The organism is Streptomyces sp. NBC_00322 (assembly GCF_036147535.1).
Lineage (GTDB): Bacteria > Actinomycetota > Actinomycetes > Streptomycetales > Streptomycetaceae > Streptomyces.
This window is the reverse complement of sequence record NZ_CP108019.1, coordinates 280,279-299,417: the sequence shown is the minus strand read 5'-3', so window position 1 is coordinate 299,417 and position 19,139 is coordinate 280,279. Positions and strand designations below refer to the sequence as shown.

Sequence of the window (19,139 nt, the reverse complement as noted above, 5' to 3'; positions counted from 1 at the left end):
GAGTATGGACGGTGAGAAGCAGGTCAACGCCAGCAGCGAACTGGCCGTGATCCCGATGCGCACCACCGAGGCCCAACAGCTCGGTGACCTGGAACCCGCCGTGTCGGCGCCCGCCGCAGCCCTCGCGGTCGGGGCGTTCGCGGCCGGCTGCGCCCTCGCCGGCGGCAGCAACAAGCCGCGTTACTGAGATTCCGCCCGTGATGTCGCATGGCGGCTGGGCTTCTGACCTGGGGCGGATGGCACCAACACGCCACGCTCGCCTCCGTCGCCCACGCCTTGTTCACTCTGCGCCGCTTGGCCGCCGCTCCCCATCCCATACGGGACGGAGAGCGGCGGTGTGCACCGCGAGCCGCTACTGGACGATCTGCAGGCCCTGCTCCATGGCTGCCTGACGGCGCGACATCTGGTCGTGCAGCAGCGAGCTGCTGCAGGCCGGGAGACTCGCCTTGGTGTTGACGAGGTTGACCGCGAGGTAGCCGACCGGGATGTCACCGGCGTTGGTGAAGTCGGTCACCGACGAGGTCTTGCTGGCCTGCGCGCCTGAACCTCCCGCCTGGTCCAGCGTTGTCGGGTGGAACAGCTTGCCGGTCATCAAGACCGCGTAGTAGTGCTCGGTCGAGTCGTTGGGGTGCGCCGCCTTGCAGACGAGCTGCAACTTGTCGCCCGGCTGGGGTAGACACTGCGACCCCGACGAGTTGGTGAAACACTGGCGCGTGCTGTCGTCGGCGCTGTCCTCACGCGTGCTGGCGTTGAGGGGGAGGGCCTGCGACAGGATGTCCGACTTGATGGGCGCCCACTTGACAGCGGTGCCGTCGTAGAGCTTGGGCGAGGCACAGAGATCGATGGTCGAGGACTTGCCCTCGCCGTCGAAGTCCCAGCCGCCTTCGTTCCTGACGGTCGCGGTGTGCTTGTCGGGGCACTTGCCGCTCTGTCCGTTGTGGGACGCGTTCGCGTTGGTGCTGTTGGCGCTGCCGCAGCCAGCCAGGGCTACCCCAATGGTGAGACTCGCGACGAACATACCTACGCGTCGTGCGTTGCGGTACAAAGGTTCTCCTAAAACGAAGAGATGGACAGCGGTGATCCGCTCGGTCAGCTCCGCATCAGGCACGGCCCGAGGGCCTGGGTGGCAGTGCGGCGGGCGCGATATCCGGGTCGGCACCACCCGGACGGTCACTGCCAGCCGGGCCCTACGCGCACGGCACCAGCGAGGTCTTCAACACCGTCTCCGGCCACGGCCACACGGGCTGGACGTACGGCCCCGGCGGCACGCTCCACTCCCCACGCCGGAGAGCTCTAAGGGAGGGGCCAGGCTGCAGCGGCCGTGACTACGGGCTGGCTGGTACGCAGGGATTCGTAGGCGGCCAGAGCGGTTTGGAGGGTGCGCAGTCCGGTCTCGCCGTCGGGGTGGGCTCGCTGGCCGGTGCGGGCGGCGGTGAGGAAGCTGTCGAGCATGGCAGCGTCGAGGTCGATGGCGCCGGGCTCCCAGCGGGTGGTGGCTTGGGTGGTGTCGTAGCCGTCGAGGAGCGGTGGGAAGGCGTCGAATTCGATGAGGGCGCGGTTCCCTACGCAGGTGAGCGTCAGGCCGCCCCAGGTCGGGTGGGACGACGGATGGCTCCAGCTGCAGTCGATCGTGGCGACAAGCCCGCGGGCGTAGGTGAGGGTGAGGAGGCCGGCGGATTCCACCTTCGGTTCGCCTGCGTCCCCATTGTTCGGTGTGAGGAGCGTGTTGGCCACGGCGTAGACCTGTGTGGGTTGTTCGCCGTCGAGGAGGACGTCCAGAAGGTCTGCGATGTGCAGGGTGTGGTCCATGATCGCGCCGCCGCCCGCAAGGACCGGGTCGGCGAACCAGGGCCGTTCCAGGCCAGGAGGGCGGGAGTTGTTGACGCCGTGCACGCTGAGAAGGGGCCCGACGGAGCCATCGGCCAGGGCGTGGCGCAGTGCTGTGAATGCCGGATGGAAACGAACGGGGTATGCGGTCATGAGGCTGACCCCTGCCTCCTCACAGGCTTCGATCATGGCGCGTGCATCATCTTCAGTGGTGGCTATGGGCTTCTCGCACAGGACGTGTGCGCCTGCGGCGGCGGCTTGTTCGACGAGCTGCCGGTGCCGGGTGTTCTCGCTGGTGACGATGACGGCTCGGGGGCACTCGGCGAAGATCTCCTCGTAGTCGGCCCGGTAGGTGACGCCAAGTTGGTCGGCCAGGGCCTTGCCGCGCGTCGGGTCGCCGGGCGGGGCGTCGGGGTCGGTGGTGATGAGCTCGATGTCGCTACGGTCGCGCAGCAGCTCGATGTATGTTGCGGCGTGAACGTGGGCGAAGGACAGGACGGCGACCTTCATCAGCGGCTTCCTTCCCTGAGCTGCTGCGGAGACGTCTCTTCGACCTCAACGGCCCGGCCGGTCGCTGCGGACTGGCGCGCGGCAGCGGCGATACGGACGGCTGCAACACCATCCAATGCGCTGACACGGGGGGCGGGGCCGCCCTGGAACGCGGTCGCGAACTCGCGGATCTGAGTGGCGAACGGGTCTTCGCCGAAGTCGCCGCTGGGTGAGCCGTCGGCTTCCGCATCTGTTTTGCCGAAGAGGCGCAGCGAGGGGTGGCTGAGGGAGTCGTGGGTGAGTGTTCCGTTGGAACCGGCGACATGGAGGGTGTAGCGGAACGGCGTGGTCGGCGGTGCCCAGACGCCCAGGATCTGGGAGATGATCCCGGAACTGTGGGTGAGCGTTGCACTGCCGACGGCCACGCCCCCCTCGGGTGCGGGGGTGGTGAGGTGGTCGCGCTGGGTGGCGTGAATGGTGACGACTTCCCCGAAGAGCCACCTGGCGATGTCCATGTCGTGGAGCATCTGGTCCGTCAGGATGCCGCCGGAGAGCGCGGGGTCCGCGAACCATGAACTCCATCTCGGACAGCTGCCGGTACGGGCGAAGCGGGCGACCGCAACGCGGCCGAGCGCACCGGAGTTGATGGCGTCACGGAGCCGGACGTAGGCGGGGAAGAACCGCACGACGTGTCCGGGGTATATCTGACGGCCTGCCTTCTCTGCGGCGTACGTCATCTCCAGGGCGTCCGCCGGGGCGAGCGCCAGCGGTTTCTCGCACAGCACCTCCGCCCCCGCTTCGAAGGCGGCCAGAGCGATGTCGCGATGGGTGGCCGCGGGCGTGCAGATGTCAACGACCGTGGCCCACTCCAGCGCCTCTTCGAGGGTTGCGGCCTCGGTGATTCCGAACTCTTCGGCAAGACGGGCGGCCTGGCCGTCGGTCGAAAAGACGCGTACTCGCGCCCCGAGGGCGATCCAGACCGGTAAATGGGTCCGCGCGATAAAGCCGGCACCGATCATGGCCACGTCGAGTCTCTTCATCCGTCAACCTCCTGGTCGTTGCTTCCCCCGGCCACTGTCTGCGCGCCGATGGAGCTGCGAATGTGCTGCAGGTGTCGGGGGGCGAGATCGGGGACGGTCCAGCGCGCTCCGGCGCGGGTGAGATCAGCTGCGGCGGCGGTGGTTGTGACACCCACGATGTCCCGCACACCAGCAGCGACAAGCGCGTGGATCCCCGAGGGCGAATCCTCGAAGGCGACGCACCGTTCAGGCCGCGCCCGCAAGGCTGCGCAGGCCCTCAGATAGCCCTCGGGCGAAGGCTTGCCGCAGGTGATTTCCTCGGAGGTGATGATCACGTCGATCAGGTCGCGCACATCGAGGACGTCTTTGAGGAGATGCTGGGCCCACTGGGCTCCGGCGCTGGTAACCACGGATATGCGGTACTTCACGCGCAGCTGCCGGATGAGAGCGGCTGCGCCAGGCACGGCCTTCACGCTGCCGGCATGCTCCAGCGTGAAGGCGGTCATGGTGGCGAGAGCGGCGGCCGCGTCCGTCCCTGTCCAGGGTCCCGGCACGCCCGCGATGACGTCGCTGGGGCGTCGTCCCATGTAGTGCTGCTCGTAGTCGGCGTCGGTGACGGCCACGCTCCACCTGTCGAAGAACGCTTGCCAGGCACGCCGGTGCACGTCCTCGCTGAACACCAGGGTGCCGTCCAGGTCCATGAGGACCGCCTCGCACGCCGGGTCGGACCTCCGTGTCAGGCCGAAGCCGGCGGCCGTCACGATGCGGACCAGCTGAACATGAGTGCTCCGGCCTGGATCAGCCCGGTGACGGCGGGCGGTTGCGCGGATCCGGGCTGGGAGTCGAGCACGACGACAGGGCAAATCGCGGACAGGCCGTGTGCTCGAACCGCGGCAGGACCGAAGGTGATCACGGCATGGCCGGCCTCGACCTGCTCGCCTTCCGCCACACGCGTGCGGAAGCCTTCTCCCTTCAGCCGCACCGTGTCGATGCCCACGTGCACCAGAACGCCTGTCCCGCTGCTGGTACGAATCACGAACGCGTGCGGATGCAGTTTGACGACAACGCCCGCGACAGGTGCCACGACCTCGACGGGCCCGGTGTCAGGAGAAGGTTCCACCGCCAGTCCCGAGCCCACCATCTGAGCTGCGAAGACCGGGTCGGGGACTTTGCCGAGCGCCGTGAGGGCCCCGGACAGGGGGGCGTAGACGGCGAGGCTCACAGCATCTCCTTGATGTCCTCAGCCAGGCAGTCGGCCTCCGCGCCGACGACGACCTGCACGACGCCGGCCGAGACGAGGACCCCGAGAGCTCCTGCCCTCTTGAGGGCATTGACGTCGACGGCGTCCGCGTTGTTTACCTCGGTGCGGAGCCTGGTGATGCAGGCTTCGATGTCAGCGATGTTTTCCGCCCCGCCGAGCCCCTCGACGATCAGCCGCGCCTTGGACATGAGTTGCCCCTCCATATGGATCACCGTGTGGTGGATGCAGCGCAGCACAGTGCTCGCCCTACTGGTAATAACCAGTCAGTGCCAGACGGTACCTCTCTGGGTACCCTTGCGCAATACTGAAAGAGGTGATGATCATGGTCATGACAAAAAAGCCAAGAGGGTGAGGCGGGTGCTCGCCTCGGGGGTTCCCGAGGCTGCTGAATCACCGGTCGGCGAGTGTCATGTGCAGCTGGTACCGGTCGGCCCGGAACCATGAGTACGCATGCTCAATGGCTTGATCGCCGCTGTAGGCGATGCGGTCGAAGGTCATGACGGCGGCGCCCGTGCGGATGCCCAGCAGTGCGGCCGTTTCCGATGAGGCCGGCCCGGCCCCGACTGTCTGCTCCGCGCGGTCGATGGGATATCCGAAGCGTGTGGCCAAGGTTTCGTAGATCGAGACCGTGAAGTCCACGCTGTCCAGCTCTGGGAGGAGATCGGCGCTGTACCACGCGTCGTCGATGGAGATGGGCGTTCCGTCGGCAAGTCGGAGGCGGCGGACGTGCCACGCCTGCTGCTTCTCGGTCATCTGAAGTACTGCGGCGGTGGCAGGGGATGGGGCGTCCTGATCGATGGACAGAACGACGGTGCCCGGCTCCAGGCCGAGGCGGCGCATGTCCTCATGGAATGAGGCCAGGCGGAGTTCCGAGCGGTGCGCCCGCTCGGCCACGAAGGTTCCGCGCCCATGGACACGGACGGCCAGGCCGTCGGCCACGAGCTGGCCGAGCGCTTCGCGTACCGTCACGCGGCTGACTCCATGGTCGAGGCACAGCTGACGCTCACTGGGCAGTGCGTCGCCCGGTGACAGCTGATTGGTGCACATGTCAACAAGGATCGCGCGGAGCTGTGCGTGCTTGGGCACCATGCCCTTGCCGACAATCTGCCGTGTAGTCACTGCGGCCCCACTTTCGGTCCAGGGGAGGTGTCAGCCTCCCCTACTGGTTATTACCAGTATGCATCACACGTCTACTTTACCGTTCAGCCGTCGGTAGTGGGGCGTGGTCAGGGTCGGGGCTGCGTAAGCCTCGCCAGCGATGCGATCGGTTTCTGCAATGTTTGGCCGCCGTAAGCATTGACACCCGTCCGGCCGCAGGGCCATGCTACCGGCACTGGTCATGACCAGATGATACCGGTCACGTCCACTGTGCGTTTCAGTCGCCCGGGGCTGGGCCCCGCCCGGCTCCTCTTGCGCTCCCGCCCCTCCTGCACACCTTTGAGGTCGTCATGAGCCCCAGCACATCCCCCTCCGCCGGCCGCCGCCCGGGCCTGGCGGGCCTGCAGAAACTCGGCCGCAGCCTGATGCTGCCGATCGCCACGCTCCCCGCCGCCGGTCTCCTGCTGCGGCTGGGGCAGGACGACGTCCTCGGCCGGTTCCCCGCACTCCAAGACACCGCACACGTCATTTCCGCCGCCGGCGGTGCGCTGTTCACCCACCTGCCGCTGATCTTCGCTGTCGGCATTGCTATCGGATTCGCGAAGAAGGCAGACGGTTCCACCGCGCTGGCCGCCGTGGTGGGTTATCTCGTCCTGGAGGGCGTCTTCACGGCTATGTCGCCCATCGTCCTCAAGGGCCAGAAGGACCTGGCCGGGGCGCAGGCCGTGGTCAACTTCGGTGTCCTGGGCGGGATCGTCATCGGACTGCTGGCGGCGATGCTGTGGCAGCGCTTCTACCGCACCACGCTCCCGCCCTATCTGGGCTTCTTCAGCGGCCGCAGACTCGTTCCCATCCTCACGGCGGTGGCCGCTCTCGTCATCGGCGTTCTGATGAGTCTGATCTATCCGGTGTTCAACGACGGCCTGACCTCAGTCGGCGAAGCCGTCGACAAGAACAGCGTCGTCGGCGGCGGCATCTACGGCACCGCGAACAAGTTGCTGATCCCCCTCGGCCTACACCACATCCTCAACTCGGTCGTGTGGTTCATACTCGGCGACTACAACGGCGCCCACGGCGACCTGAACCGCTTCTTCGCGGGCGACCCGGAGGCCGGCATCTTCATGACCGGCTTCTTCCCGATCATGATGTTCGCCCTTCCGGCCGCAGCTCTGGCCATCTGGCGAGAAGCCCGACCCGAGCACCGCAAGGCCGTCGGCGGCATCATGCTCTCGGCCGGACTCACCAGCTTCCTCACCGGCATCACCGAGCCGATCGAGTTCTCCTTCCTCTTCGTCGCCTGGCCCCTCTACCTCGCACACGCCGTGCTGACCGGCACCTCCCTCGCCCTGGTCAACGCCCTCGGCATCCACCACGGATTCACCTTCTCCTCCGGACTCATCGACTACGTCCTCAACTGGGGCAAGGCCACCCATCCCCTGCTGCTGATTCCCATAGGCCTGGCCTACGCCGCCATCTACTACACGCTGTTCCGCTTCGTCATCCGCCGCTGGAACCTGCGCACCCCCGGCCGCGAGGAGGAGAACCCCGATCCCACCCAGGAACGCCTGCCCGAACCCGCGGCCTGACACCAACGTCCCTCAATAGCCATCGAAAGGAACTGCCCATGGCGCAGCGCGTCGTCTTCATCGGCTCACGCAGCGGACTGCACGCCCGGCCCGCCGCCACCTTCGTCCAGGCCGCCGCCCGGGCGCCCGTCCCCGTGACCATCGCCGTCGACGGCAAGCCCTCGGTCCCCGCCGGCAGCCTGCTGGGCGTCATGACGCTCGGCGCCGGCTACGGCGACCAGGTCACTCTGACTGCAGAGGGAGACCAGACGGAGGCTGCACTGGAAGAGCTGGCAGACCTGCTGAGCAAGGAGCTCGACGCGTGAGCGCCTCCTCTACCACGATGACCGGTCACGGCGACAGGCCAGGACTGGCGTACGCACCACTGATCCGCATGACGCCGCGCGGGCTGGCCGAGTGCTGCAGCGGCACTGCACAGCTGAGCGATGACAAGAACGGGGCGAGGAGCGGGTCAGCGGCCGAAGCGCCGCCGGCACGGGCCAAGGCTCTGTGGATGGGTGAGGCCTTCATCGCCGCGACGAGCGAACGGCAGGAGGCCTGAGATGGAGGTCGTGATCCGCCCCGATGCCGACGACGCCGGCCGCACGGTCGCAGGGATCATCCATCACGCGATCGCGTGTGGTACGAAGACTCTCGGGCTGGCCACAGGCGCCTCACCCCTGGGCGTCTACCGTGACATGGTCCGCCGCCACCGCCAGGAGGGTCTCAGTTTCGCCGGCGTCCACGCCTTCCTGCTCGACGAGTACATCGGGCTCCCGCCCTCCCATCCGCAGTCCTACGCCCAGGTGATACGCCGCGAGCTGGTCGACCACGTCGACCTCGACCCCGCCCGGGTACACACCCCCCAAGGCACCGCATCCGACCCGCAGCAAGAGGCCCGCCGTTTCGAGCACACCCTCACGGCCGCGGGACCGGTCGGCGTGCAGATCCTCGGGATCGGCGTCAACGGCCATATCGGCTTCAACGAGCCGGGCTCGTCCCTCGCCTCTTGCACCCGGCTCAAGACCCTCACCGACGACACCCGCCGCGACAACGCACGCTTTTTCGGCGGGATCGACGAGGTGCCCCGGCATGTCATCACCCAAGGGCTCGCCACAATCGGCCGCGCATCCCACCTGGTACTGATCGCCACCGGCCCGCACAAGGCCCACGCGGTGGCCGCCGCCGTCGAAGGACCCATCAGCGCGATGTGCCCCGCTTCCATGCTCCAGCTGCATCCGCATGCCACCGTTGTGGTGGACGAACTCGCGGCAGCCCGACTGGAACAGCAGCCCTACTACCGTCACATCGCCCGCCACAAGCCCGCCGGTCAGGGGTACTGATGAGCCGCCCCGCCAATGTTGTCGCCGTCGATCTCGGCGGCACCACCATCAAGGCCGCGCGGTTCAACGCGCAGGGGGTGAGCGAGGAGTCGCTGCGGCTGGCCACTCCATCCTCCCAGGGGCCGGAAGCCGTTGTCGCCGCCGTCGTGCGGACCGCCACTACTCTCGTCCGTCTCGGCACCCGAGCCGTCGGCCTGTGCGCCCCGGGACTGATCGACGACGCCGCCGGTGTCGTCCGGTTCGCCTCGAATCTCGGATTGCGCGACACGCCACTCGCTGCAGCTGTGGCAGACAGGCTCAGCCTCCCCGTCACGCTCGAGCATGATGTCCGGGCAGCGTGCCTGGCCGAGCAGAGGCTCGGACTCGGCACCGGCGTACAGGACCTGCTCGTCGTCGTGCTCGGAACCGGCGTGGCCGCGGGGATCGTCAGCAATGGCCAACTCGTGCGAGGTGACCAGGGGTTCGCCGGCGAATTCGGCCACATCCCCGTCCACGCGGACGGTGAGCACTGCGCCTGCGGCCAGCGCGGCTGCCTGGAGGCCTACGTGTCAGCCAGTGCCCTGGTCCGCCGCTACCGCCGCACTGGAGGCATCGCCCACAACGCAGCCGACATCACCTCTCGCTTGGACACCGACCCGGATGCCGCACGGCTGTGGGCCGAGGGAACCGAGGCTCTCGGAAGGGCGCTCGTCACCTCGACCGTGCTGCTGGACCATCAGCGCATCGTCCTGGCGGGCGGGGTGACCGCCGCCGGAGAAGCACTCACCGACCCTGTCCGACGCACCCTGCAGCGCGGACTCGCCTGGCGCGCCGCACCGTCCGTCGGCATCTCGCCACTGGGCGCGGATGCGGGACTCCTTGGAGCGGCCTTGAGGGCGACAGACGCCTCAGTGCTCCCGCCCTCCTGCAATGGACGCGCTGAAGCGATCGCGGCGGGACAGCGCACGCCGAGGTAATCGTCCTCTGTCCGGAGCGACGGCGTCGCGCCACCGGTACCTGGACCGCGGATGAAAGGAGCAGGTCACCATGTGGCCCCGAAGACGAAATCAGCGACCTCCCCAGCGGCTGCAGCCCGAGCTCGACGACTGGCCGCTGGTCCGCGCCCTGACGCATCTGGAAGCTCAGATAGCGGCCCAGGGCAACAACTTGGCCGAATGCAACGACCGAGGCGCCCTCACCTATCCGATAGAGCAGGCACTGCGCGATCCCGGAGAGAACTGGGACCGGCGGATGCACCGCCTGCTTGTGTTCAGCACTCTTCCCGATGCACACGTCCTGGCCGACCAGTGGTGTGCCTGGAATCCCGACAGTGCCGACGCCATGCTTCTACATGTCTTCGCCGGCATCGCCCGGGCGCGGGCGGGCGCCGGCACCAGCGATCTGGGTGCAACGCTCTCCCTGTGCCGGGATGCCGCTGAGCTGGCGCCCGCGGACCCTGCCCCATGGGTCGGGCTGCTGAGCTACTACCGACTGCTGCGGGCACCCTGGGCCCAAGTCCACCCCATATGGACAGCCGTGAAAACGCGTGATCCTTGGAACCGGGAAGCTCACTGGCAGATGCTGCACTACGTCTCCCCGGAGGAATGCGGCTCCAACGTCCTGACCGTCCAGTTCACCGACTCGGTCGCTGTCTCCGAGCCCTTGGGTTCCCCCGTAGCGGCCATAAGCCTTGCTGCCAGCCTCAACCGGTACCGAAGGGCCCTGGCAGCCGGAGGAATCACGACGCTGACCGCACGCCGGCACTGGGACCAGCCCCACGAACGCGCCCTCGTCGACAACGCCCTCGCGACCTGGACCCAGCCCGGCTTCCTCAGGCACGCAGCAGCACTCGCCGACCTGAACCTCCTCGCCTACGTGCTGACGAAAGCCGCACGCCTGAAGGACGCCTGGCCGGTCTTCGAGGCCACCGCGGCGGTCGCCACCTCCTGGCCCTGGGAACTGGACGGCGACCCACTGAAGGAGGTCCGGGAGTGGCACTCCCGGGCATTCCGAGCCAGGAGCCAGCGGTGACCCTACGTAGTCGCGAAGCGCCACGTGTTCCCGCCCAGGGGACCGCGATGACGCTGCGCCCGCTCGTCGGAGTCCGACCCAGTGAGCCTCGGCATGTCGGTGGCCTCAGGCGACAGGATCGGCGTCGGTTACCCGCTCCACGACGGAAATCGCAAAAATTCGGCACATCTCTTGCGATATCGAAATTGACAACCTCGCCATCCGGTGCGCAAACTGGTCATATCTGGTAATGACCAGTTCATAGGCCTATCGCACGGCAGATGCGACGACCGCTCGTCGCACCCGCGGAAACCCGAGGTTGTGATGACTGCTCAAGCACCCCCTGAATCGGCTGGGCCGGTCGAACTGCTCGCACCGAACCCAAACCGCAGGGCCACGAGGGCCGACCAGCTCCTGCGCGAAAGCCAGGGTCCCGCGGCAGAAGACCCGCGTGACCGACACCTCGCCCTGGTGAGTGCCGATGCCAGAGACGTCAGCCGGATCCGGCGCCTTGCCAAGGACTTCCTGACGGGCCTGAACGTGTCGCCTACGGCACGCGACGATGCTCTGCTCATCATCTCCGAACTCGTCACCAACGCAGTACTCCACGCCCTGCCGCCGGCCGCTCTGCGAGTGCGCTGCATCCACCGCCGTCTCGTGCGGATCGAGGTCACCGACGGCGGTCCGCGCCCCAATTCGCTGCCGAAAACTGACCCGAATGAGGAACACGGCCGCGGCATGCTCATCGTTGCCGCCATGGCGGTTCGGTACGGCACGATCTCACACGCAGGCGGATCCACCTGCTGGGCGGAGCTGAAACCCTGATGGGCGGGCAGCCAGCCCCGGGAGAGCGGCAACTTTGCTCCAGGTCAGTTGAGGTGCGTGCAGCCCATGCCCTTGGTATCGGCGACAACTTCGGCGCACACAGCGCAGCGCTCTCGTTCGACCAGCGCACCCCGGCCTCGCAGGCCAGATGCCCGCAGCCCCAGCGCGGCAGCGCCACCCCGAGCAGCCACAGTTGGTGAGGACGATTCGATCACCAGGGTCATCACCTCTGCCTCATCGCTGCTGCTTCAGCGCGCCGTCGACGCCGGAGAAACCGACGCCCCTGCTCCAACCTGCAGAGATGCGGGAGAACAAGGATCTCGGGGTCGCCCTGCTGCCACTGGCCAGCGGCGACGAGCCGCTCGATGACCTCGCGGATCTGGATCGTGGTCACCGCGGCACGCGCCGTGCATGCCGGTAGGCGCCGATGGCGATGGTCGCCATCGCGGCGGCGTCCAGGCCGTGGCCCATCGCGTCGATCACGGCCATGTGCAGGATGTTGTCATTGAGGGCGTAGTCGAAGCTGTCGCCGGCGACGCGGTAGGCGGGCTCCAGCATGCCGGCCGCCGCGACCTGCCACGGTCATCGTCAGCGGCGGCAGCAGGCTCCACTGGATTTCCGCGGACACGTCACCGGCTCCCGGCGCCGGGTCAGGAAGAACAGGTCGGTGTAGGCGTTCTTGGTGACCAGCATGTCGGCGACCAGGCCGGCGAGCCTGCGCAGCAGGCGCCGGTCGTCGTCGCCGACGGCGTCCAGGGTCAGAGCGATCACCCCCACCTGGTCACTGCCGTCCAGCAGTGGGGGATACATCCGCACGCCGCCGTGGGCCAGCGGCACCTCGACGACATCCGCGCTCAGGAAGGCCCGGCCGGCGGGGGAGTGGGACATCGGCTCGGGCTGGCCGAGGTGCAGCTTCCTGCCCGCAAGCGGCACCAGCACTTTCGTCTTGGTCGGCTTCATCTTCGCTTCCTTGGTCTCCAAGCTCGACATTGATGACGAGCCGTCATCAAAGCCCTCACCACGCCCCACCGCATCAGCGACGAAGACTGTCGCCTCATCCGTCCTCCCAAAGCCAAAGCCCACGCGCACTGGTGGCAGCAGCACCGGCGTCCAAGCGGGCATCCAATTCGGATACGCCTGCTCGCCTGTCGGTGCTCTCGGCACCACCGAAGACGGACGTCCCGCCAAATGCTTCATGGGCAAGGACGGCCGACCCCGGTGGGGCTATGACTCGAACCGTGGCTAGAACCTTCGGTTGATTTTCTCGGGCGCTCGACGCTGGCCTGGCTGGAAGCAAAGCGTCGCCGCCGCGGAGGGTTGGAGTTGGGGGAGCAGCAGGTGGAACTCCGCCCCCGCGGTTCATGGCGTTTCACGCCGCGTGACGCCCAGCCGGACGATGCGCGCAGCTGGGTGGATCAGCCGTTCACCCAGCGCGCCCCGCATTCTGGGTGCCAATTGGAGGCGCACAGGATCCTCAGTGGGCTCGTGCGAAGTGCCCATGAGATGCCGCAATCACGGCCCCCACTCGATGGCGGAGCACGGCAGCGTCTCCGGGGCCGACGATTCGCCGGATGTTCCGGTGACCCGGTTCGTCGGACAGCCGATCCACTCAATCCGGGGAGGGCGACGTCCAGGTACCGGTGTTCACGCGCCGGCGCTCCCGCTGCTCCGCTCGACCGGGATCCACAGCTGGGAGTCGGTCTCCGCGCCGATCTCCACCGGCTGCGTCCGCAGGAGCTCCGGACCTGGCCGGCTCGCGTACGGGTTCGAGGGGAACCACTGCGTGAACACGTCCCGCCACAGCTCCTGGAGGGCGCTCGGATAGGGCCCGTGGTTGTCGAAGACCGCCCAGGTCCCGGCTGGCACGTCGAGGGCGTCGAGCTCCTCGGCGGCCGTCTCGGGGCCGGTCGCCACGCCGATCCAGTAGTCCGCCTCGGCGCCCTCCTCCCGGCTATCGGTCAGGTACACCGCCGCCGACAGGATCCCCTCCGGCTCCCGGCCGGCCAGCTCCTTCATCCGTACGATCGCCAGCTCGTCCAGGCTTTCCACGTGCGCCGCGGCGGCCGCGTTGACCCCCTCGTGCACGAGCGGGACCCGGGCCTTCCTGCCGACGACCCGAAAAGACTCCTTCTCCACGATCCGGTACCGCATGGTCGTACTCCCTTCAACGACGACACGGAAGGACATGCGCGGCTGTGCCGTGAGCACCGCACCCGTGCGCCGGGCCTCGCCCGGCCCGATGCCGTGCACCGACCGGAATGCCCGGGCGAACGCCTCGCCCGAGCCGTACCCGTACCGCACCGCGACATCGAGCAGCGTCAGCTCCCCGGCCAGCACCTCGGCCGCGGCGAGCGTCATCCGCCGGCGCCGCACGTAGACCGGGAGCGGCATCCCGGCGAGGGCGGAGAACAGCCGCCGGAAGTGGTACTCCGACACCGCGGCGATCCGGGCCACCTCGGCCATGTCGACCTCCCGGTCGAGGCAGGCCTCCAGGTGGTTCAGCGCCTGATTCAGCCGCTCCAGCACGCGTATCCGTCCTTCCTTCTTGTGTCTCCCCTGTAGGAACACCCACCCTGCCACCCAGCCGCAGCCGCAGCCGCAGCCGCAGGAGCCGCAGCGGCCGGCACCCGAGCCCAAGCCGGAGTCGTTTGCCGCGCGCGGCGCCCCGGCTGACATCGGCGCTGCGGTCTCGGGCGCCGGCCGGGCTGTCGTGACGCACATGCTCGACGAGTGGTCCCAGGGTGTTCCCTGTGGGAACAACTGTCGATACGGCCGGTCGACCGACGGGCCGACCGCGCGGCCGTCAGGCCGCCTTGCTGGAGTTAGAGAAATTTGATCCTGCCCCGCCCGACAAAACCAGTGCGGGAATTGTTGGGCAGGAAGCCCCGGCGTTACCTGAGGCTTACGCCCATGACTGACATTAAGGGGCTATGCGAGCCGCGGTTCGCCGCAGTCCCTGCGGCCCTTGCAGCTTCGCTCGGCAACGACGACGTGGGCGCCTCGGTCGCTGTCTACCTCGACGGCGAGCCAGTGGTCGACATCTGGGGCGGGTACGCCGATGCGGACCGCTCTGTCAGCTGGGAGCGCGACACCCTCACCGGCGTGAACTCGACGACCAAGAATATGACCGCCCTGTGTGCGCTCATCCTGGCCGACCGAGGCCAGCTCAATCTGTCCGCGCCGGTCGCCGCCTACTGGCCCGAGTTCGCCGCGGCCGGCAAGGAGAACGTGCTGGTACGGCACGTGCTGTCCCATACCGCGGGGCTGCCGGACCTGTCCGGGCTGACGGCGGTCGAGGACCTCTACGACTGGCAGAGCGTGACGGCAGGGCTGGCCGCGCAGGCCCCCGAATGGGAACCCGGAACGGCCGCCGGCTATCACGCGCTCACCTTCGGGTTCCTGGTCGGTGAGATCGTCCGCCGCATCACCGGCCGCAGCCTCGGCGAGTTCTTCGCCGAGGAAGTGGCCAAGCCGCTGAGCGCGGACTTCCACATCGGGCTCTCCGCCGAGCACGACCGCCGCGTCGCACCGCTCATCCCGCCGCCGTCACTGACCGACGAATACGCCTCCAGTGCACCGCCCGGACCGGACGGCACACGCCGGGAGTACACCGGTGCCGCGGTCCGGGTCAGGGATGCCAACTCCGTGGCGTGGCGCCGTGCGCAGATCCCTGCGGTGAATGGCTTCGGTAACGCTCGGTCTGTCGCCCTCGTCCAGTCGGTACTGGCAAACCAGGGTTCGGCCGGCGGGGTGCGACTGTTGTCCCCCCAGGGCTGTGAGCCCGCGTGGCAGGAGGTGTTCCGCGGCGAGGACTGCGTCCTGCAGTCGCCGATGTCCTGGACCGTGGGCTTCGGCAAGTTCGGCAGCACCTTCGGCTGGGGCGGCTGGGGCGGCTCGCTGGTCGCGAGCGACCCCGACTCTCGCATGACGGTGGCCTACGTCATGAACCAGATGATGGACCGAGACCAGCAGGAGGACAACCGCGGCATGGAGATCATCATGGCCGCCTACAGCGGACTGCAGTGACAACCCAACAGGAGGGGGCAGTCCGTGCCTGCACGGATTGCCCCCTTCCGTTCTCCGTTCCGCAGGTGAGCGGAACCACTGCAAGTCGTGCTCCTGGACGGCCGCCGGCTCCGCCCCATCGACACCCTCTGGCCCATGAATGGCCGGCCCCGCTGGCTCCGGCCGACCGCTCAGCGGCTATGCATCGTCGTCCTCATCTTCCTGCTGAGGGTCGCGTAGAGGGCGCTGACCCGGTGTTGGGGGCTGGTGAAGGCGTAGGGGCCGGGAAAGTTGATGTGGTCGTACTGGAGCGGGGAGAGTCCTGCGAGGAGTTCGTCGGTGACGGGGAAGACGACGCCGAACTCGCGCTCAGCGAAGGAGACCTCGTCCTCGGTGAACGGATCATCCAGCAGAGGGGTAAAGGGCCCTGCTGGTTTGTCGACGACGCTTGAATCGTGACCCAGTTCCGGCGGTTGAAAAGTGACCCCCGGTCGGTCAGTTGATGTTGGTCATTCCCCGGTGTTGGCCGCTGGAACCCGTCCTCGGCGCCGTGCGAGTCGCGGGCGGCGACCTCCCGCTGCAGGCAGGCGGCCAGATACCCCTCGTGGCTCCTCTTCCGAACGGGCCCGATCGACAAGCCGGGCGGCCGCATCTCGCAGAGCCGGGGCCTTCAACGCCTTGGTCAGATAGATGAGTTCGGACGTGAGGCCGGGGCGGGGGCTGCCCGCGCTGGGCCTGGTGCCGGGTGCGGTGGTGACGGATCGGCAGGCGGAGCTGCTGTTCGGCGAGGGCCGACATGTGAACGCGGACCGGATTGAGCGCGACTGGCGGCGGGAAGCGCGCGGGTTCGCGGATTCCTGGACGCGAACGGGGCGGAACCCGCGCGTGGTTGGAGCATGGCGGCCGCCTGCGGTCCGGTTGGCTCTGGAGCACGAATGGGACGTCGGCGAGGGCGTGGTACGCCGTGACGGCGGAAGGGTGTTGCCCTTGTTCTTGTCTGAGGTGATGAGGAGCTTCTGGGAAATTGTGGACGGTTTTAATGAACGACCGGCAGTTCCGGTGCGACGGGGCTTTGGTGCGCACCATGATGATCGGCATGGCGACTGGGGGTCGGGACGCGCGCGGCTATGTCGGGCTGGTCTATTTGGCGTTGACGATCTTCGGCGTTGGCGGGGCCGTGTTTCTTGCGCACTACTTCCACTTGGGAGTAGCCGCGACTGCTGCCACCGTGCTGACTGCGGCGCCTGGCCTGTATCTGGCCTGGGCCACGTTCCGCGCGGATCACTTGGATGCGGGCAGCGGACAGGATCTCGCGCGCATCGCGGATGACCTCGCCCGCGCGGTGAGGGCGCAGTGGCAGGACGAGGTGCGCTTGCGGCGGCTCAATGATCCCTATGCGCTCGCTGTTTCGTGGCGGCCTGCACCCGATGACCTGGTTGAGGCTTGGCCGCTGCTCGCGTCCATCGCGCGGGCGTGGCCCGAGGGACCGGCTTCCGACCCCAACGGGTGGACGCACGGGTCGGACGGTCTGAGTGGTGACTGGTCACAGATCCTTGAGGTCTTCACCACACGCGTGCCGACCCGGCGATTGGTGGTGCTCGGCGAGCCGGGCACCGGCAAGACCATGCTGCTGGTCAAGTTGACCGAGGCGCTGATCGACTTGCGGGCCGGTGAGGCCGGTTGGCCGGCGCCGGTCATCTTTTCTCTGGCTTCGTGGAATCCGTTCGGCCAGGGGCTGTACGAGTGGATGGCCGCCTGCCTGGTCCGTGACTATCCGGGGCTGGAGCAACCGATATCCGCGCCGGGGCGCCGCGGCTCGGTGACTCGCGCTCGTGCGCTATTGGATCAGCGCATGATCCTGCCGATCCTCGACGGGCTTGACGAGCTACCCGCCCTATCACGGTCGGCCGCGCTCGATGCCATCAACGGTTCGCTTACGCCCGGGCAGGGCGTGATCGTCTCGAGCCGCACGCGTGAGTACCGGGAAGCCGCAGCGTCCGACGGGCGTATTTCGATCAAGCTCGCCGGGGCGGCGGGTATCGAACTGCAGCCGCTCGATGCTGCTGCTGTTGCCTCCTATCTCGTGCGGGATTCCGGCGGTGATGCCTCCGCGCTCAGCCGCTGGGAGCCGGTTGTCCAACAGTTGGGTGCTGATTCGCCGGTGGGGCTGACCCTGCGCACGCCTCTCATGCTGTTTCTGGCCCGGACCATCTACAACCCTCGTCCGGGCACCGATCCCGACGTGGTGGTGCCCGATCCCGCCGCTCTCTGCGATCCCGCCCTCTTTCCCGATCAGGCGGCGCTCGAGCGCCATTTGTTCGACGCCTTCGTTCCGGCCGCGTATCGGCCGATTGTCCCAGGCGCGACTTTGCCTTTCCCGGTCGATCAGGCCAAGCGGGCGCTCACGTTTCTCGCCCGCCATCTGGATCACGATCTACGCGGGACACCCGACCTGGCCTGGTGGCGATTACCGCTTGCCTTGCCCCGCAGGCCGACCGCCCTGTTCGTGTGGACCATCGCTGCCATGACCGTCATGATCCCCGTCAGCGTGGTTGGTGCGTGCGTCGGCGGCGTCATGTACGGGCTGGTCAGTAGGATCACCGGCGGCTCATGGGCAGACATGGCCGCGGGCATTGTCGCTATGGAGTCCGCAGGGTTCACCTTGGCCGTGGTGTTCGCGATCGGCACCGCCGGCGTGATCGCCGCCCGGGGCCTCCTGCCGGGCACATCCCGGATCTGGTCTCGGGAACCCGCCCCGTTGAACACCGTGGGATGGTCTGTGGCCAGCAGGACGGCTCTTCTCGGTGCCGCGATTGGGTTCGCCGCTGGCATTGCCGTTGCCACCGTTGTCGGCGTCTCAGTCGGGATTGCTGTCGGTTTTCCGATCGCGATCGGGGGCGTAATTCTCGGGGGCGTGCGACCGGCTGCAGCCGACGTGACGAAAGCGGGACGTCCGGCCAGCCTTTTGGCCCGCGATCGTCGATCCTTCTTGCAGGGCGTCTTCGCAGCCGTGGCGGCGGGCACGATCACGGTAGGTGCCGCACAGGCGGTCTGGAACAGGCTCTCAGGAGACCTCGCCCAGGCTGCGGTGAAGGGGTCGATCAGTGGAGCAACAGTGGGGCTTGTGGTGGCCATTATTTACGTCGCCGCAGGCATGCCGTATCGATCTGCATGGCTGCCCTTCACAGCGACGCGCTGGTATCTGACGCTCAGATGCGGATTGCCCCGTGACCTGATGGGCTTCCTCTCCGACGCCCACGAGCGGCGGGGGGTGCTGCGGCAAGTCGCTGGCCTGTACCAGTTCCGCCACGTCGACCTCCAGCGGCGCTTGGCCGGTGAACTGGCCCACGATGCCCGCCGGAACTCCCCGGACATGGACAACGAGGACCCCCAGCCGGGGGTGTAACTGAGATTCGCCAGAGGGGCAACGTGTTGATCTTGAAGCCCTGAGAGGCACACGAGCGGGCGATCGCGGCGACGTTCGTGTGGCTGGAGGACGCGGTCGCGGAAATCCGGTGGGGGAGCGGCGGGCCGCCACCGCGTGAAGGCCCCAGCCCTGGTGGTGGCTCGCTTCCGGCATTTCGAGAACCGCGATGGCTTCCCCTTCCTGCACGATCACTGCGTCACTTCCGACCGGCCGACTCGATGACGTCCATGGGCGGACCCCCGAAGCCGTCATGAACCTCGTCATCGAGCGCATGGCCCCGAAGGACCTCAA

Annotated in this window: 19 protein-coding genes and 1 pseudogene; 11 read left to right on the top strand and 9 right to left on the bottom strand. The window is 67.8% G+C overall.

The genetic code is table 11. The annotated features are described in order from the left end of the window. The first annotated feature begins 4 nt into the window (after positions 1–4). Positions 5–187: a hypothetical protein gene (locus OG905_RS01275; RefSeq protein ID WP_328665650.1), complete on the top strand. Its 183-nt coding sequence runs from the start codon at positions 5–7 to the stop codon at positions 185–187. Between the two features lie 165 nt (positions 188–352). Here the strand turns inward: OG905_RS01275 and OG905_RS01270 are convergent, their stop codons facing one another. From OG905_RS01270 to OG905_RS01240, 7 genes are all read right to left on the bottom strand, one after another. Next, a complete protein-coding gene (locus OG905_RS01270) occupies positions 353–1,108 on the bottom strand; it encodes a hypothetical protein (protein ID WP_328665648.1) in 756 nt (251 codons plus the stop codon). A 185-nt stretch (positions 1,109–1,293) separates the two neighbouring features. Further along, entirely contained in the window at positions 1,294–2,337 is a 1,044-nt protein-coding gene (locus OG905_RS01265; RefSeq protein WP_328665646.1) for a Gfo/Idh/MocA family protein, read from the bottom strand. Beyond that, entirely contained in the window at positions 2,337–3,356 is a 1,020-nt protein-coding gene (locus OG905_RS01260; RefSeq protein WP_328665645.1) for a Gfo/Idh/MocA family protein, read from the bottom strand. Before OG905_RS01260 ends, OG905_RS01265 begins: the two co-directional genes overlap by 1 nt. Then, positions 3,353–4,096 carry an HAD family hydrolase gene (locus OG905_RS01255; protein ID WP_328665643.1) on the bottom strand — a complete coding sequence of 248 codons (744 nt, stop codon included), beginning with the start codon at positions 4,094–4,096 and terminating at the stop codon, positions 3,353–3,355. The genes OG905_RS01260 and OG905_RS01255 overlap by 4 nt, the downstream gene beginning before the upstream one ends. Then, the gene (locus OG905_RS01250; RefSeq protein ID WP_328665640.1) at positions 4,093–4,557 is read right to left on the bottom strand and encodes a PTS sugar transporter subunit IIA; all 465 of its coding nucleotides are present in this window, start codon (positions 4,555–4,557) and stop codon (positions 4,093–4,095) included. Before OG905_RS01250 ends, OG905_RS01255 begins: the two co-directional genes overlap by 4 nt. Next, positions 4,554–4,799, bottom strand: a complete 246-nt coding sequence (locus OG905_RS01245; RefSeq protein WP_443044048.1) for a PTS transporter subunit EIIB — start codon at positions 4,797–4,799, stop codon at positions 4,554–4,556. The genes OG905_RS01250 and OG905_RS01245 overlap by 4 nt, the downstream gene beginning before the upstream one ends. A gap of 187 nt (positions 4,800–4,986) precedes the next feature. Further along, on the bottom strand, positions 4,987–5,715 hold the full coding sequence (locus OG905_RS01240; protein ID WP_328665638.1) for a GntR family transcriptional regulator: 729 nt from the start codon (positions 5,713–5,715) through the stop codon (positions 4,987–4,989). A 329-nt stretch (positions 5,716–6,044) separates the two neighbouring features. Between OG905_RS01240 and OG905_RS01235 the strand changes: the two genes are divergently transcribed. The 7 genes from OG905_RS01235 (at position 6,045) to OG905_RS01205 (ending at position 11,416) form a co-directional block, all read left to right on the top strand. Continuing rightward, positions 6,045–7,280 carry a PTS transporter subunit EIIC gene (locus OG905_RS01235; protein ID WP_328665636.1) on the top strand — a complete coding sequence of 412 codons (1,236 nt, stop codon included), beginning with the start codon at positions 6,045–6,047 and terminating at the stop codon, positions 7,278–7,280. Between the two features lie 38 nt (positions 7,281–7,318). After that, a complete protein-coding gene (locus OG905_RS01230; RefSeq protein WP_328665633.1) occupies positions 7,319–7,585 on the top strand; it encodes an HPr family phosphocarrier protein in 267 nt (88 codons plus the stop codon). Continuing rightward, a complete protein-coding gene (locus tag OG905_RS01225) occupies positions 7,582–7,821 on the top strand; it encodes a hypothetical protein (protein ID WP_328665631.1) in 240 nt (79 codons plus the stop codon). The genes OG905_RS01230 and OG905_RS01225 overlap by 4 nt, the downstream gene beginning before the upstream one ends. Position 7,822: 1 nt before the next feature. Next, positions 7,823–8,602 carry a glucosamine-6-phosphate deaminase gene (gene nagB, locus OG905_RS01220; protein ID WP_328665629.1) on the top strand — a complete coding sequence of 260 codons (780 nt, stop codon included), beginning with the start codon at positions 7,823–7,825 and terminating at the stop codon, positions 8,600–8,602. After that, on the top strand, positions 8,602–9,558 hold the full coding sequence (locus OG905_RS01215) for an ROK family protein (protein ID WP_328665628.1): 957 nt from the start codon (positions 8,602–8,604) through the stop codon (positions 9,556–9,558). Before nagB ends, OG905_RS01215 begins: the two co-directional genes overlap by 1 nt. 70 nt (positions 9,559–9,628) lie before the next feature. After that, positions 9,629–10,612, top strand: coding sequence for a hypothetical protein (locus tag OG905_RS01210; protein WP_328665626.1), 984 nt, complete (start codon positions 9,629–9,631; stop codon positions 10,610–10,612). Positions 10,613–10,816: 204 nt separating this feature from the next. Continuing rightward, positions 10,817–11,416: an ATP-binding protein gene (locus OG905_RS01205; protein WP_328665624.1), complete on the top strand. Its 600-nt coding sequence runs from the start codon at positions 10,817–10,819 to the stop codon at positions 11,414–11,416. Positions 11,417–11,818: 402 nt separating this feature from the next. On the opposite strand, the pseudogene OG905_RS01200 reads toward OG905_RS01205, so the two are convergent. Both OG905_RS01200 and OG905_RS01195 read right to left on the bottom strand, forming a co-directional pair. Then, positions 11,819–12,355 (bottom strand): annotated as a pseudogene (locus OG905_RS01200) (serine/threonine-protein phosphatase); the annotation flags it as partial. Between the two features lie 705 nt (positions 12,356–13,060). Continuing rightward, entirely contained in the window at positions 13,061–13,942 is an 882-nt protein-coding gene (locus OG905_RS01195) for an AraC family transcriptional regulator (protein ID WP_328665622.1), read from the bottom strand. A 384-nt stretch (positions 13,943–14,326) separates the two neighbouring features. Here OG905_RS01195 and OG905_RS01190 point away from each other — a divergent pair, with 384 nt between their 5' ends. From OG905_RS01190 to OG905_RS01180, 3 genes are all read left to right on the top strand, one after another. After that, the gene (locus OG905_RS01190; RefSeq protein ID WP_328665620.1) at positions 14,327–15,442 is read left to right on the top strand and encodes a serine hydrolase domain-containing protein; all 1,116 of its coding nucleotides are present in this window, start codon (positions 14,327–14,329) and stop codon (positions 15,440–15,442) included. A gap of 275 nt (positions 15,443–15,717) precedes the next feature. Next, positions 15,718–15,873 (top strand): hypothetical protein, encoded by a 156-nt coding sequence (locus tag OG905_RS01185; RefSeq protein WP_328665617.1) that lies wholly within the window; start codon positions 15,718–15,720, stop codon positions 15,871–15,873. 587 nt (positions 15,874–16,460) lie between these two features. Further along, the gene (locus OG905_RS01180; RefSeq protein ID WP_328665615.1) at positions 16,461–18,827 is read left to right on the top strand and encodes an NACHT domain-containing protein; all 2,367 of its coding nucleotides are present in this window, start codon (positions 16,461–16,463) and stop codon (positions 18,825–18,827) included. The last annotated feature ends 312 nt before the right edge of the window (positions 18,828–19,139 follow it).

What these genes read in the sequence shown, in the direction of transcription:
- OG905_RS01210 (WP_328665626.1), top strand. Translation starts at nt 9,629, where the DNA reads ATGTGGCCCCGAAGACGAAATCAGCGACCTCCCCAGCGGCTGCAGCCC.
- OG905_RS01265 (WP_328665646.1), bottom strand. Translation starts at nt 2,337, where the DNA reads ATGAAGGTCGCCGTCCTGTCCTTCGCCCACGTTCACGCCGCAACATAC.
- OG905_RS01190 (WP_328665620.1), top strand. Translation starts at nt 14,327, where the DNA reads ATGACTGACATTAAGGGGCTATGCGAGCCGCGGTTCGCCGCAGTCCCT.
- OG905_RS01245 (WP_443044048.1), bottom strand. Translation starts at nt 4,799, where the DNA reads ATGGAGGGGCAACTCATGTCCAAGGCGCGGCTGATCGTCGAGGGGCTC.
- OG905_RS01235 (WP_328665636.1), top strand. Translation starts at nt 6,045, where the DNA reads ATGAGCCCCAGCACATCCCCCTCCGCCGGCCGCCGCCCGGGCCTGGCG.
- OG905_RS01275 (WP_328665650.1), top strand. Translation starts at nt 5, where the DNA reads ATGGACGGTGAGAAGCAGGTCAACGCCAGCAGCGAACTGGCCGTGATC.
- OG905_RS01230 (WP_328665633.1), top strand. Translation starts at nt 7,319, where the DNA reads ATGGCGCAGCGCGTCGTCTTCATCGGCTCACGCAGCGGACTGCACGCC.
- OG905_RS01260 (WP_328665645.1), bottom strand. Translation starts at nt 3,356, where the DNA reads ATGAAGAGACTCGACGTGGCCATGATCGGTGCCGGCTTTATCGCGCGG.
- OG905_RS01215 (WP_328665628.1), top strand. Translation starts at nt 8,602, where the DNA reads ATGAGCCGCCCCGCCAATGTTGTCGCCGTCGATCTCGGCGGCACCACC.
- nagB (WP_328665629.1), top strand. Translation starts at nt 7,823, where the DNA reads ATGGAGGTCGTGATCCGCCCCGATGCCGACGACGCCGGCCGCACGGTC.
- OG905_RS01180 (WP_328665615.1), top strand. Translation starts at nt 16,461, where the DNA reads ATGAACGACCGGCAGTTCCGGTGCGACGGGGCTTTGGTGCGCACCATG.